General features: G+C 66.3%; 14 protein-coding genes and 1 pseudogene. 9 read left to right on the top strand and 6 right to left on the bottom strand.

The window, feature by feature from the left end; translation table 11 throughout:
- Positions 1–61 precede the first annotated feature (61 nt).
- The gene (cysE, locus tag ACLP25_RS02115; RefSeq protein WP_442467588.1) at positions 62–892 is read left to right on the top strand and encodes a serine O-acetyltransferase; all 831 of its coding nucleotides are present in this window, start codon (positions 62–64) and stop codon (positions 890–892) included.
- Positions 893–921: 29 nt separating this feature from the next.
- On the opposite strand, the gene ACLP25_RS02110 is transcribed toward cysE, so the two are convergent.
- Together ACLP25_RS02110 and ACLP25_RS02105 are read right to left on the bottom strand one after the other, a co-directional pair.
- Positions 922–1,770 (bottom strand): hypothetical protein, encoded by an 849-nt coding sequence (locus ACLP25_RS02110; RefSeq protein WP_442467587.1) that lies wholly within the window; start codon positions 1,768–1,770, stop codon positions 922–924.
- 161 nt (positions 1,771–1,931) lie between these two features.
- Positions 1,932–2,063 carry a hypothetical protein gene (locus ACLP25_RS02105; RefSeq protein WP_442467586.1) on the bottom strand — a complete coding sequence of 44 codons (132 nt, stop codon included), beginning with the start codon at positions 2,061–2,063 and terminating at the stop codon, positions 1,932–1,934.
- Between the two features lie 129 nt (positions 2,064–2,192).
- On the opposite strand from ACLP25_RS02105, the gene ACLP25_RS02100 reads away from it, so the two are divergent.
- The 5 genes and pseudogenes from ACLP25_RS02100 (at position 2,193) to ACLP25_RS02080 (ending at position 5,716) form a co-directional block, all read left to right on the top strand.
- Positions 2,193–2,357, top strand: a complete 165-nt coding sequence (locus ACLP25_RS02100) for a hypothetical protein (protein WP_442467585.1) — start codon at positions 2,193–2,195, stop codon at positions 2,355–2,357.
- 338 nt (positions 2,358–2,695) lie between these two features.
- Positions 2,696–3,601: a hypothetical protein gene (locus tag ACLP25_RS02095; protein ID WP_442467584.1), complete on the top strand. Its 906-nt coding sequence runs from the start codon at positions 2,696–2,698 to the stop codon at positions 3,599–3,601.
- 2 nt (positions 3,602–3,603) lie between these two features.
- Positions 3,604–3,708: pseudogene (locus ACLP25_RS02090) on the top strand (PEP-CTERM sorting domain-containing protein); the annotation flags it as partial.
- Positions 3,709–4,043: 335 nt separating this feature from the next.
- Positions 4,044–4,151, top strand: a complete 108-nt coding sequence (locus ACLP25_RS02085) for a DUF3311 domain-containing protein (RefSeq protein WP_442467583.1) — start codon at positions 4,044–4,046, stop codon at positions 4,149–4,151.
- 86 nt (positions 4,152–4,237) lie between these two features.
- Positions 4,238–5,716, top strand: coding sequence for a sodium:solute symporter family protein (locus ACLP25_RS02080; RefSeq protein WP_442467582.1), 1,479 nt, complete (start codon positions 4,238–4,240; stop codon positions 5,714–5,716).
- A 162-nt stretch (positions 5,717–5,878) separates the two neighbouring features.
- On the opposite strand, the gene ACLP25_RS02075 is transcribed toward ACLP25_RS02080, so the two are convergent.
- Positions 5,879–7,066 carry a M20 aminoacylase family protein gene (locus ACLP25_RS02075; protein ID WP_442467581.1) on the bottom strand — a complete coding sequence of 396 codons (1,188 nt, stop codon included), beginning with the start codon at positions 7,064–7,066 and terminating at the stop codon, positions 5,879–5,881.
- A gap of 114 nt (positions 7,067–7,180) precedes the next feature.
- On the opposite strand from ACLP25_RS02075, the gene ACLP25_RS02070 reads away from it, so the two are divergent.
- Together ACLP25_RS02070 and ACLP25_RS02065 are read left to right on the top strand one after the other, a co-directional pair.
- Positions 7,181–8,233, top strand: a complete 1,053-nt coding sequence (locus ACLP25_RS02070; protein ID WP_442467580.1) for an ornithine cyclodeaminase — start codon at positions 7,181–7,183, stop codon at positions 8,231–8,233.
- A 15-nt stretch (positions 8,234–8,248) separates the two neighbouring features.
- The gene (locus tag ACLP25_RS02065) at positions 8,249–9,397 is read left to right on the top strand and encodes an amidohydrolase (protein ID WP_442467579.1); all 1,149 of its coding nucleotides are present in this window, start codon (positions 8,249–8,251) and stop codon (positions 9,395–9,397) included.
- Positions 9,398–9,410: 13 nt separating this feature from the next.
- Here ACLP25_RS02065 and ACLP25_RS02060 read toward each other — a convergent pair whose 3' ends face one another.
- The 3 genes from ACLP25_RS02060 to ACLP25_RS02050 form a co-directional block, all read right to left on the bottom strand.
- Positions 9,411–9,635 (bottom strand): hypothetical protein, encoded by a 225-nt coding sequence (locus ACLP25_RS02060; RefSeq protein ID WP_442467578.1) that lies wholly within the window; start codon positions 9,633–9,635, stop codon positions 9,411–9,413.
- Positions 9,636–10,030: 395 nt separating this feature from the next.
- Positions 10,031–10,486, bottom strand: a complete 456-nt coding sequence (locus ACLP25_RS02055; RefSeq protein ID WP_442467577.1) for a CoA-binding protein — start codon at positions 10,484–10,486, stop codon at positions 10,031–10,033.
- A 1-nt stretch (position 10,487) separates the two neighbouring features.
- A complete protein-coding gene (locus ACLP25_RS02050; protein ID WP_442467576.1) occupies positions 10,488–11,300 on the bottom strand; it encodes an enoyl-CoA hydratase in 813 nt (270 codons plus the stop codon).
- A 544-nt stretch (positions 11,301–11,844) separates the two neighbouring features.
- Here ACLP25_RS02050 and ACLP25_RS02045 point away from each other — a divergent pair.
- Positions 11,845–13,008: an IS110 family transposase gene (locus ACLP25_RS02045; RefSeq protein WP_442467575.1), complete on the top strand. Its 1,164-nt coding sequence runs from the start codon at positions 11,845–11,847 to the stop codon at positions 13,006–13,008.
- Positions 13,009–13,756: the final 748 nt, after the last annotated feature.

The raw sequence follows: 13,756 nt of genomic DNA, 5'->3' as shown, positions 1-13,756 counted from the left end.
TTCGCCAGCCGGCGGCGGCCATGCTATGATTGCGGTGGAATACGCCGGCCAGGAGTTCGCCATGGCGCAAGGTTTGACGGCCCGCATTGTCGGGCTGGCGGGAAGCGATCCTCTGCTCGCGCGCATCCGCCAGGAGGCGGAGGAGGCGATGCGGCGCGAGCCCGAGCTCGCCACCTTCCTGATGACGACGATCCTGAACCACCAGACGCTGGAGAGCGCGGTGGCGTATCGGGTGGCGGCGCGGCTCGACAACGCCGACGTCTCCGCGGCGCTGATCCGCCAGACCTTTGCGGAGGCGATCGCCCGCGATCCGTCGATCGGCGAGGCGTTCCGCGCCGACATCATGGCGGTGGCCGACCGCGATCCGGCCTGCCTGCGGATGATGGAGCCGCTGCTCTACTTCAAGGGTTTCCAGGCGCTCCAGGCCTATCGCCTGTCGCACTGGCTTTTGAAGGGCGGCCGGCGCGACTTCGCGCTGAACCTGCAGAGCCTCGCCTCCGCAGTGTTCGGCGTCGACATCAATCCCGGCGCGCGGATCGGCAAGGGCATATTCCTCGATCACGCCACCGGCCTCGTGGTCGGCGAGACGACGGTGATCGAGGACAACGTGTCGATTCTCCAGGGCGTGACTCTGGGTGGCACCGGCAAGGAAACCGGCGACCGCCATCCCAAGATCCGCCACGGCGTGCTGATCGGCGCGGGGGCGAAGATCCTCGGAAACATCGAGATCGGCTATTGCGCGCGCGTCGCCGCCGGTTCGGTGGTGCTGCAGCCGGTGCCGCACAACAAGACCGTGGCCGGCGTGCCGGCGCGGATCGTCGGCGAAGCGGGCTGCGCCGAGCCCGCGCGCGACATGAACCAGATCCTCGCCGAGAAGGGCGTCGAGGCTTAGCGGCGCGAATCCGACGCGCCCCGATTTTTTCAGCGACTTGGTGGTTTGTTGGCGGGATCGAGGTCGAACCAAACCGCTTCCATAAACCATTCCCTTGTCGTGTTGTCAGCCGATTCCCAAAGACGGCGCAGGGCCGTTGCGCTTTCCCACGCCTTCCGAAGAGCAACGCGCGGGTCCACCTCGCCGCCGGCAGCGCGCGCGACCGCGTTCTTCGCTGCTTGGGCTGCATCTTTCGCCGCTCTTCTCGGTTTTGGCGACGCGGCAATGGCCCTTTGTTGCTCGGGAGACAGATCGGCCGCCAAAGCGGCGTCCTGCACCCCAATGCGTCCCTTCTTGACGGCCTCCTTCAATTCCGGTTCGGCTTGCCTCTTGACCTTGCGTGTGGCGTTGATCATTGCATGGCTGACGGCGCCGCCTGCCGCCTTCGCCAGTTCACGGCTCGAGGCTGTATGTGGCTCTGTAATTTTAATTACAGATTCGACTCCCTGCGCCTCGGCGGCTCCCCCTGCGGCGGCTTCCCCGAGAACCGATCCCAACGCGTAGTTTAAGTTGAAATCCTCAGCCTCAACCAACGTGTCGGCAATATCTTGCTTGGTCAGATGACGCCGGATGATGTTGTGGGAAACCACAAACATCAGGGCTTCTTCTCTCGTGCCCTCAAATTCAACGTAGCGCTGCGCTACACCCGCGCTTTTGCAAGCGGCGTCGCGGCAGCGGCCGTCAAGTATCCGCTTCTCGAAAAGCACAATGGGATCATGCAAGCCGTGTGCGCGAATATCCTCTGTCAGGTTCTGCAATTCGTCTTCATCTGCCGCCGGCATTAAGAGGCAGATCGGGTGAGGGTCGGGCCGCTCTGGCGGGTTGTCGATTGGCGTCAAGTTCATTGTTGGCGTAGCTGCATCGCGGGTTGACTCGGGAAATAGGAGAATCGGGTTGCTCGGCCACCCGCAGAAAAACGCCGGCGACCGCGCTGGCGCACGCCGTCGCGCCGACAACGATATCTGTCAAGCCCCTCGCGCTCTTTGCAGAGTCTGCTGGATCAGGCCGCGACCGGCCGGTCGTCGTATTGGCCGCCCTTGGTTGCGAGCGCATAGACGATCCGCGCCAGCTTGTTGGCGAGCGCCACCGCGGTCAGCTTGAACTTGTACTTGACGGTCTTGCGCTCGAGCATTCCGCTCGCCCAGCGGCGCAGGGCGTCGTTATGCCCTTTGCGGTGGCCAAGCGACGAGCAGGCGCCCTGAACCAACAGCTTGCGTGAGAATAGCGGTCGCCCATCTTGGTGATCCGCCCGAGCCGCGGCTTGCCGCCGGTCGAATGCTCACGCGGGGTCAGCCGCTTCGTTGAGCGCGTCGATCTGCCGGACGAGCGGCAGGAGGGCGAGGAGCGCACGCAGTCGGGAACCACGATCTCGCCGTCGTCGTCGTCGACGCCGTCGGCCAGCTCCTTGAGCGCGCAAGCGTTCTGAACCCCCTGCGCGGCGACGACCCCGATTTCCGACAGATGGCCGCGCAGCGCGTTGAGCGCCGCCCGTGCGTTGCCCGACCATCAGCTCGCGCGCGATGGCGCATCAGCTCGGCCTGGTTCTCAACCGAGCGCACGGGAGCGCCCGAGCGGATGCTTGCCGCTTCCTCGACTCGCCTACCAGGGCGGGCTGGCGTGGGATATCCGTCCTAAGCGCTTCAGCGGCTGTCGAAAACGCGAGACTGTGCGGTGAGACAACTCGCCGCATGTTAACATCCGTATTTATCTTGAGTGGGATGGATTGTCAGTCGATGATCTGGTTCACAAGCAAGGGGTGGCGTTATGTTTCTCAAATACGCCTCAGCATTGGCGATAGTCTCCGTCGCAGTGGGCGAGGCGAGCGCCGCAAACTACAAGGTCACGGTGCTGCAGGACGTCGGCGGCCAGGGGTACAGCTATGCTACCGGGATCAACGACTCCCGCCAGATCGTTGGGTCCTCAGATACGGCCCACGGCGCTGACGCGGTGTTGTGGTCGTCCACCGGGACTGGCACCGTGCTGAAGGACGTCGGCGGCCAGGGGAGCAGCTTTGCCGGCGGGATCAACGACTCCGGCCAGATCGTTGGGTCCTCCTATACGGCCCACGGCGCTGACGCGGTGGGCGCTGACGCGGTGTTGTGGTCGTCCACCGAGACTGGCACGGTGCTGAAGGACGTCAGCGGCCAGGGGTCAAGCTTTGCCGCCGGGATCAACGACTCCGGCCAGATCGTCGGGACATCTCTAAGCGAGGACCCGGCCTTCACCTTGGACGCGGTCTTGTGGTCGTCCACCGGGACTGGCACAGTGCTCCAGGATGTCGGCGGCCAGGGGTACAGCCTTGCCACCGGGATCAACGACTCCGGCCAGATCGTCGGGTATTCTCAAACCGGGGACGGCGGCGATGCGGTCTTGTGGTCGTCCACCGGGACTGGCACGGCGCTCCAGGATGTCGGCGGCCAGGGGTACAGCTATGCCAGCGGGATCAACGACTCCGGCCAGATCGTCGGGTATTCTCAAACCGAGGACGGCGGCGATGCGGTCTTGTGGTCGTCCACGGGCGTGGGGACAAATATCTCGGCGGCGTCTTGGGCAGCGATTGGCCAATTGCGCAAGCGACAGCGATCAATGATCGCGGAGACATTGTCGGTTACGGTATCTACCTCTACAACTACCCCTCCACAGACTACACCATCACCAGTTTTCTCCTGACTCCAGTGCCGGAGCCTTCGACTTGGGCGATGATGCTCGCGGGCTTCGCCGGGCTCGGTTTTGCGGGGGCTCGGGCGCGGCGTTCGAAGCGGCTCGTTGCGGCCTGAATCGTCTTGACTGGAAATCGTCCGGGCGCGAACCCCGGGCGTCCACGCCGAGAAAACGGGGCGTCGCCCGAGAACGACCATCTGCAGACCGCCGGCGCTCCCCCATGCTATTCGCACAAAAATGCCTCGCGCGATATCGTTCCGGGAGGCCGCCACCGCTCCTTCGGCCTCCTCAAAAGCCGCCGATTTTTGGCCGAAAAATGCCGTTCCAAATGCCCGATTTTTGCACCAACGCGCGTCTGTAAACAGGTCGATTTGGCCCGTTCGCCATTTGCTCGACTCGGACGCCCGGTGTATCCAGCTAATCGCGAAAACCCGTCATCGCAGGTGACCCCGTGATCCGCTGGCTCGCCGCGTTACCCTTTCTCGGCATGCTGATCGGCCCGGTCTTCCTCAACCGGACGCAGCCGCTGGTGCTCGGCATGCCGCTCTTGCTCGCGTGACTGGTGATGTGGGTGGTGCTCACCTCGGCCATCATCGCGTTGATCTACGTCTTCGATCCAGCCAACCGCGGCGACGGCGGCGGACAGTGAACGCGGCGCTCCTCATCATCTTTGCCTTTGCTGCGCTTGCGCTGGGCCTCGGCCTGCGCGCGGCTCATGGCAAGGACATGAACCTCGAGCAATGGACAGTGGCGGGCCGCGGCTTCGGGGCGATCTTCGTCTTCCTGCTGATGGCCGGGGAGATCTATACGACCTTCACCTTCCTCGGAGGCAGCGGTTGGGCCTATGGGAAGGGCGGACCGACCTATTACATCCTCTGCTACGGCAGCCTTGCGTACATTTTGTCCTACTGGTTGTTGCCGGCGATCTGGCGTTACGCACAGGCCCACCATCTGATTTCCCAGCCGCACTATTTCCGGCACCGGTACGACAGCCCCGTCCTGGGCGGACTGGTCGCGCTCGTGGGAGTCGTGGCGCTGATTCCCTACATGGTCCTCCAGCTCAAGGGGCTCGGCATCATCGTCTCGACGAGCTCCTACGGGTCGATCTCGCCCAGTGTCGCGATTGGGATCGGCGCGGCGATCGTCACGGCCTACGTGATGGTGTCGGGCGTCCGCGGCTCCGCATGGAACGCGGTCGTCAAGGACTCCTTGATCCTGCTGATCGTTCTCTTCATGGGCATCTACCTGCCGCTTCACCTATACGGCGGATTCGGCGCGATGTTCAGCGCGATCGACGAGGCGAAGTCAGGGTTCCTCGCGCTTCCCGAGCGCGGCCAGAACGTGTTGTGGTTCAGCTCGTCCGTGCTGCTCTCGGCGCTCGGCTTCTACATGTGGCCGCACGCGTTTGGCGCGGCGTTCACCGCGCGGGACGCCGGGGTGTTCCGCAAAAACGCGATCGTCATGCCGCTCTACCAGCTCATTTTGCTGTTCGTGTTCTTTGTCGGATTCGCCGCCGTCCTCAAGGTTCCGGGCCTGAAGGGCGGCGAAGTGGATCTGGCGCTGTTCAAAATCTCGATCCAGAATTTCGATCCGTGGTTCGTCGGCGTCATCGGCGGCGCTGGCATTTTGACTGCGCTGGTGCCGGGCTCGTTGATCCTGATGGCCACCGCGACCCTGTTCGCCAACGACCTGTTGGCGCCCCTGACCGGCATCACAAATCCCGATCGCATCGCGCTGATCGCGCGCGCCTCCGTTCCGATCTGGGCGCTCGTGGCGGTCTGGTTCGCGATCGGCGGCAGCCAGACCATCGTGGCGCTCCTCTTGATGGGCTACGCCTTCGTCACCCAGCTCTTTCCCGCTTTGATCGCAAGCCTGATGCCGCGCAATCCGGTCAGCAGCGCCGGGGCCTTTGCCGGCATCGCCGCCGGCGTCGGCATGGTGGCGCTGACGACGACGCAGCACCTGACCCTGACGAACCTGCTGCCGTTCCTGCCCCCGGCGCTCGACGACGTGAACATCGGCATCGCCGCGCTCGTTCTCAATATCGTCGTGCTCGGCGTCGTCAGCGCCATACTGCGCCGGCCGCGGCTCGAGACAGCGGCTGCCGGCGGCCCGGCTGAATAGCGCCGGAGCGCCCCGTGCGCTGACAACGGCCTGCCCGCGACCTGCGAGTAGAATTCGAGACCTCCCGCTAAGTCATTGAAAACATTAGGCAGTTGTTCCGAGAGTCGACCAAAATCCCGCGTAACCTGTTGAAAACAAAGGACAGTTGCCCAAAAACCGCGGTTATGCCGGCAAAACTGTCCGGGCGAGCTCCGTCCAATAGGCGACCCCATGGGCGATGGCGGCATCGTTAAAGTCGTATTCCGGATTGTGCAGCATCGCCGTTTCGCCATTGCCGAGAAAGACATAGGCGCCCGGGACCTGGCGGAGGACAAAGGCGAAGTCCTCCGCGCCCATGACCGGCCTCAGGTCGTCGCGCACATTCTCCGGTCCCGCCACGGCCCGCATGGCCGCGAGCGCCAGCTCGGTTTCGGCCGGGTGGTTGACCAGCGGAGGGTAGGGGAGGCCCCCGCCCGTCTCGATGACGGCGCGCGCGCCGAGCGCCGCCGCCGTGTCCGCTGAGATCCGGCGCAGCTCGGTCTCGATCGTCCTGCCGACCGCGTCCGAGAAGCAGCGGACGTTGCACCTCATCTCGACCCGGCCCGGGATCACGTTGAAGGCGTCGCCGGCGTGGATCGCGGTGATCGACACGACGGCGGGATCGAGCGGATCGACGACGCGGGAGACGATGGTCTGCGCCGCCGTCACGATCGCGGCGGCGGCCACGATCGGGTCGCGGGTGAGGTGCGGAAAGGCCGCGTGGCCGCCCAAGCCCTCGACCGTAATCAAGAACTTGCCCGTCGACGCCATCATCGGCCCGCGCGCCATCGCGAAAGCGCCGATCGGCACGCCGGGCCAGTTGTGCACGGCGTAGGCGCCCTTCACCGGGAAACGCTCGAGCATGCCGTCCTCGATCATCGCCTGCGCGCCCGCGTAGCCTTCTTCGGCCGGCTGGAAGCAGAAGACCAGCGTCCCGTCGAAGTCGCGGGTGTCCGCCAGGCGCCGCGCCGCGCCGAGCAGCATGGTGGTGTGGCCGTCGTGGCCGCAGGCGTGCATGCGCCCGGCGGCGCCGGAGGCGTATTCCGCCCCGGTCGCCTCGAGGATCGGCAGCGCGTCCATGTCGGCGCGGAACAGCACGCGCTTCGCCTCGCCCGCGGCCGGGCCGGCGCCGCCATGAAGCAGCCCGAGCACCCCCGTTTTGCCCACCCCCTCGATGACCTCGTCGAAGCCGAAGGCCCGCAGACGCTCGGCGACCAGGCGCGCGGTGCGCGGAACCTCGTAGCCGAGTTCCGGATGACGATGGAAGTCATGGCGCCATTCGGTGAGCTCCGGGATCATGGCTGCGATTGCGTTGTTGACGGGGGCGTTCATGTCGGCGATCGGCTCCGGTATAAGGGGAACGGGGGCGCCGCGGGCGGCGACTGGACGGGTGAGCCAGTTTGGGCTCGCCTCGCCTCCCGCGCAAGATGAAGCAGGAGCCAAGCCATGAGCTCGCCGGGGCCGGGGCTGCTGAGCCTCGTACCATTCGTCAGCGTCGACCACATGATGCGGATCGTGTGGGACATCGGGCTCGAGCGGATGCTCGTCGACCTCGCCGCCTATATCGAGGAGGACTTCCGGCGCTGGGAGGTGTTCGACAAGACGCCCCGGATCCCGGCCCACTCGGCCGAAGGCGTGATCGAGCTGATGCCGACCAGCGACGGGGCGACCTACGGCTTCAAGTACGTCAACGGCCACCCGAAGAACACGGCGGCGGGCCGGCAGACGGTCACGGCCTTCGGCGTGCTGTCCCACGTCGACAGCGGCTACCCGATGCTGATCTCCGAAATGACGATCTTGACCGCGATGCGCACGGCGGCGACGTCGGCCGTCGCCGCGAGAGCGCTGGCGCCGCGGGGCGCGCGGACGATGGCGATCATCGGCAACGGCGCGCAGTGCGAGTTCCAGGCGCTCGCCTTCAAGGCTTTATGCGGCGTCGAGGCGGTGCGCCTCTACGACATCGATCCGAAGGCGACGCGCAAGGCCGCGGCGAACCTCGAGGGCTCGGGCCTCGCGGTCGTTTCCTGCGCCTCGAGCGAGGAGGCGATTTTGGGCGCCGAGATCGTCACCACCTGCACCGCCGACAAGCGCAACGCGACCATTCTGACCGACAACATGATCGGCGCCGGCGTCCATCTCAACGCGATCGGCGGTGACAGCCCGGGAAAAACCGAACTTCATCCGGACATTCTGTTGCGCTCGGACATCTTCGTCGAATACGCGCCGCAGACCCGCATCGAGGGCGAGATCCAGCAGCTCAAGCGCGACCACCCGGTGACCGAGCTTTGGCGCGTCCTGACGGGACAGGCGCCGGGGCGGCGCGACGCGCAGCAGATCACGCTGTTCGACGGCGTCGGCTTCGCGATCGAGGATTTCTCTGCTCTGCGCTACATCCGGGACCACCTCGAGGGTGCCGAACACTATATCAACCTCGACCTGCTCGCCGATCCCGACGATCCGCGCGACCTTTACGGCATGCTGCTGCGCCACCGCCCCTGAACGGGAAAAACCGAGATGGTCCTGACCGACGCGGATTTGAGCGATTTCTCCGCCTGGCGAAGACTGCTTCACCGCGCGCCGGACCTCTCGGGCGCGGAAGCGGAGACCGCTTGCGAAGTGCGCCGCTTCCTCGCCCCGACCGCGCCGGACCAGGTCATCGCCGGACTCGGGGGTCATGGCGTCGCGTTCGTTTACCGGGGCCAGTCGCCCGGTCCGACGGTCCTCTTCCGCGCTGAACTCGACGCCCTTCCGATCGAAGAGATCTCGACCTTCGCGCACCGGTCGGCGCGGGCGGGATCAGCGCATCTCTGCGGCCACGACGGCCATATGGCGATTTTGGCCGCGACTGCGCAGGGGCTCGCGGCCGAGCGGCCGCAGCGCGGCCGCGCCGTGCTCCTGTTTCAACCGGCCGAGGAAGATGGATCGGGCGCCGCCGCTGTCGTCGCCGATCCAAAGTTTCCCGAGATCAGGCCCGACTTCTGCTTCGCCTTGCACAATATGCCGGGCCTGCCGCTTGGCTGCGCGGCGCTGAGAGCGGGCCCGGTCGCCTGCGCCTCGCGCGGCATGAAGGTCGTCCTGAAGGGCCGGACCGCTCACGCGAGTACGCCGGACCAGGGGGCCTCGCCGATGGCCGCGCTCGCCGGGCTGATGCCGGCGCTGACGGCGCTTGGCGCGCTCGGAAAACTTGACGAGGACTTCGCCATGGCCACCGTGACGCACGCCGAAATGGGCGCGCGAAGTTTCGGCGTCGCTCCGGGAGATGCGGAACTCTGGGCCACCCTGCGAACACTGACCGACGCCCGCATGGAGCGCCTCTGCTCCGAGGCGGAAGTGCTCGCCCGTGGGACCGCGACCCGGGAAGGCCTCGCGCTTTCCATAGGTTACGCCGACGCGTTCGCGGCTTGCGACAACGCCCCGGAGGCGGTCGCCCATCTCGCCGCCGCCTTGGATGCGGAGCGCGTCCCCTATGGCGAAACCGGCCAGCCGATGCTGGCCTCGGAGGACTTCGGCGTCTTCGGCCGCGCCGCGCCGTCGGCGCTTTTCCTGCTCGGCGCCGGGGAAGACTGTCCCGGCCTGCACAATCCCGACTACGACTTCCCCGACGTCCTGATCGGGATCGGCGCGCGCGTCTTTCTCCGTACCGCGCGGACCCTCCTTGCCTGACAGGGACAGCCGTTCAGGCGAAGGCGAGGTCGGGGTAGCGACGGGCAGCCGTGGCGCCGATCAGGATGATGGTTTCGCCCTGCTGCTCGCGAACGCGGATACGACACCCGGGGGCGGCCAAATCCTTCGCTATTCCAATGACTTTTGGCCAGGCTGCGCGCGAATCGATAAGCGCCACCGCGCGCTCCGCGGCGATGATGTCATCGCCTTGAAGCACTTCAAAATCGTAATATTGCATCGGGTCCCTCCCATTGGCGGTCCCCACCTCCCGCATCCCGCCTTTTTGCCCCGGCGGTGACGTTGGACTTAAGTAGCACAGCTGTTTGCCCGTGGCTACGCTGTCGACGGCGATTCTGTACGACTTTAGGCGAGTGTTTCGCGACGGCCGGCGCCCCATGAGCGCCTGATGCCCCACGCCGACCGTCGCTATCCCCGACGCACAAGGCGGCGAGGCGACCTTCTTTGCAAGCGCGCGGTCAAAGCAAACCTGCAGGCGCAACGGGCGCCTTTCGGATCGTCTGTTGGCTTATGTCCAGCCCCACGTCGAGGGCCGGCGACCGACTTTTTTGATCCGATTATGCGTTTCTCGCGGCGCCAGTCGGAACGCGCATTGATGTGGCTCAATAAATGTCGTTAACCGCCCTCGCGGGGCGCACCGGACACACCCAGGCGGCGAAGCTCGATCGCCGGACAGCGGTTCATGACCACGGTCACGCCGCGGGCGCGGGCGCGCCCGGCGGCGGCCTCGTTGATCACGCCTAGCTGCATCCAGATGACGCGAGGCAGCGGATCGAGGCTGAGAGCCGCGTCGACGGCGTCGCCGGCTGCGGCGGAATTCCGGAACACATCGACCATGTCGACCGGAGGCGGCACGTCTGCGAGCCGAGCGGCCACCGGACGCCCGCGGATCAGCGCGCCGGCGTGGCCGGGATTGACCGGAAAAGTCTCATATCCCCGGTCGATCAGGATTCCGAGCACCTCGTTGGATGGCCGGGTGGGTTTGGGCGAGGCGCCGACGACGGCGATCCGGCGCACGCTCATCAGGATGTCGCGGATCGCAACATCGTCGAGGCCGTCCACCACAGGCATTTCAGGCGCTCCAGCGGGGTTCGCGCTTTTCGAGGAAGGCGGCGATCCCCTCGGACGAGTCGGGCTCGGCGAGGTTCTCGACCATCGCCTTGGCGGCGAGCGCATAGGCCACGGACAGCGGCTCCTCGATCTGCTCATTGAAAGCGCGCTTGCCGATCGCCAGCGTCGGCGCCGAGCGCGACGCGATGCTGGTCGCCAAGACCTTGGCCTCGGCGAGCGCCCGGCCCTGCGGAACGACGCGGTTGACGAGTCCCATGCGCTCGGCCTCGGCGGCGCTGTAGAGCTTTCCGGTGAGCGCCATCTCCATCGCATGCTTGCGCGAGAGTGTCCGTCCGACGGCGACCAGCGGCGAGGAGCAAAAGAGCCCGATGTTGACGCCGGGCAGGGCGAAACGCGCCGCCTCGCCCGCGACCACGAGGTCGCAGGAGGCCACGAGCTGGCAGCCGGCCGCCGTGGCGACGCCTTCCACAGCCGCGATCACGGGCTTCGGCAGGGCGACGATCGCCTGCATCAGCGTCGCACAGCGCGTCATGATGAGCTCGTTGAACGCCCGCCCGCGGTCGGGGTCGTTGCGGTGCGCCTGGATTTCGCGCAGGTCGTGGCCGGCGCTGAGCGCCGGTCCCTCGCCGGCGACGACGACGACGTGCGCACTCGGGTCTTTGGCGATGTCGGCGAACGCGACGATCAGCGTGTCGATCATGGCGAGGCCGAGCGCATTACGGTTCTGGCTTTGCGCGAGCGTCAGGGTGACCACGCCGGCGTCCTCCTCGCGGCGGACGAGTTCGGACGACACGGAGGCGGACGAAGTGGTCATTACGTGTTCCTGTTTGCGGCGTCGCTGCACGCTAGGATACGATACCACGCGCCCCCCGTCGACGCGGCCCGCGGCTTTTCGAGCCAAGCCTCTTAACGAGCAAGGGGCGCGCTTGTCTTGACCGCGGCTTGCGATCGCCGCGAGGGCGGTAGTGCGCTTTCTGCAGGCCGCCACGCCATTGGGCGTCGTCCGGACATGCAAGTGTCTCGCGCCGATCAGGTTCGGAAACGTGGCGCTGACGACGGAGGCTCCGCCGGATGCCGGCGCTTTGGCGGGCCGACCATTCCCAGGCGCGGATTCAGCATTTTCAATAAGTTGCGGCGGGTTTTCCGGGCGATTGCGGACAGCCGGGCCGGCAGACGCGAAAACTCCGCCATGCTGGGAAACGCAAGGCGTCGCGTCTCCAAGCATACTCAAGCGGGCGGCGACGTTCGATCTCAATGGAAGATTTTTCGACACTCTCCGATCAAGATGCTATGGGGGTTGGCGGCCGCGTGATCGGTTATCCTCAAAGGTTGTCCAACACCTCAAGCAGGAGCACCCGATGAGCGAAGCTTTCGATCCGCGCAAATCCGCGACCGCCTTTGACCAGGCTAGCACCCTCGTGGCCGTTCTGGAACTGAGCGGCAAGTCGTGGCAAGCCGGCGCAATCGTGCCGGGTGTGTCGCGTCGTCCCTCGCGCCAACTCGAGGCCGGGGACATCGATGGCGCGCTCAGGGCGATCGAGCAGTGGAAGAACGAGGCGACCAAGGCCGGCCATGACGTGCGGCGCGTGGTTGTGGGCTACGAGGCGGGCCTCGACGGTTTTTGGATCGCGCGGGCCCTGCGCGAGCGCGGGATCGAGGTCTACGTCATGCATCCGGCGAGCCTACCGGTCGAGCGTCGCGGCCGGCGCGCCAAGACCGACCGCATCGACGTCGACATTCTTTTGCGGGCGCTTCTGGGCTGGCTGAGGGGAGAACCCCGGCACTGCACGATGGCGCCCATTCCGAGCGAGGCGGAGGAGGACATGCGCGAGCCGGGACGTCAGCGCGAGACCCTGACGGCGGCGCGCCTGAAGGTCGAGAATCAGATGCGCAGCCTGCTCGCCCGCTTCGGCGTCGCCCACTTTCGGCCGCGTCTGAAGAAGGCTGCCGAGCATCTGGACAAGCTGCGCGCCTTCGACGGAAGGCCGCTGCCGGCGAACACCAAGGCGAGCCTCGAGCGCCTGTTGGCGCAGCATCGGTTGTTGTCCGAGCAGCTGAGAGAGATCGAGGCGGCCCGCGAGCGGGTCGTCGCCGTCGCCGATCCCGACCGCTTCGAAAGAATGATCCAGGCGCTCGCCCGCCTCGTCGGGGTCGGGGTGGAGACGGCCACGACACTGGTCCACGAAGTCTTTTCGCGACGCTTCCGCGACCGCAGGGCGCTGGCCGCTTTCGTCGGCATGACCGGCACGCCTTACGACAGCGGCGGGTCGAGGCGCGAGCAGGGCCTGAGCAAGAACGGCAATCCGCGTGTCCGGCGCATTCTCACCCAGCTGATGTGGCGCTGGCTGATGTTTCAGCCGCAAAGCGCGCTCGCCCAGTGGTTCCACGGGCGCACGCAAGGCGCCAAGGGCCGGACGAAAAAGATCATGGCCATCGCGTTGGCGCGCAAGCTGCTCGTCGCCCTGTGGCGCTACGTCGAGACCGGCGTCGTTCCCGAGGGCGTGCGTCTGGCCGCGGCGTAACGATCAAGGAGAGCGCAACCCGACAACGCTTTTCGAACGCGACACCAACAACCAGGCGACAGAGCGATGCTGACGTCTGCAACGTGTCCAAGGTGGGCAGGTCGCCGTGCCGGACTATGGCTGCAAGACGCCGTCATCAAGATTGGTCCTGCCCCCTTGGCTCCCCAACCGGCCCAGCGAAAAGGGCATCATGGTCTGGCGCTTCCCCATGAGCGCCGCCGGATACGAGTTTGCCGGCCGCGTGCGGCCTAAAGCGAAGGGGAGCCGCCTTGGATCGACGTTGCATAAAGCCTCACGCCTTGCCCGAGGTCGACTGGAACATGGCCCACGGGAGCGCGGGACCTTCCCCGGCTCCGGCCTTATCCGCGGTCCGACCGCGGCGAGGGCCTGAGCCCGTGCTCGCCGTCAACCCCGCCTCGCTGACGCGAGCCGCCGCTTCGCGGTCGCTGACGCGAGGGTTGACCGCTGCGCGCGGCTCAGGCGTTGGGCAGTCATGGGCTTCGACGGGCCAATCCGCCCCTTCGGGCCGCTTGTCCGCGTCGAAGCCCATGAACTCAAGAGATGTCCGCGTCCGTCCCGCACCGAAAAGGACCCTTGACAATCCGATCCCCATACGAGTCTGGCCGCTATCGCGCGCCGCCGGTCCGCCGGGCGTACATCCCAAAAGCGGACGGCTCGCAAAGGATGCTCGGCATTCCAACCTTCGAGGACAAGGTGGCGCAGCGCGCCGTCACGATGGTGCTGGAGG

The organism is Roseiarcus sp., assembly GCF_052145395.1.
GTDB lineage: Bacteria > Pseudomonadota > Alphaproteobacteria > Rhizobiales > Beijerinckiaceae > Roseiarcus.
This window is presented reverse-complemented; position numbering and strand designations above follow the sequence as displayed.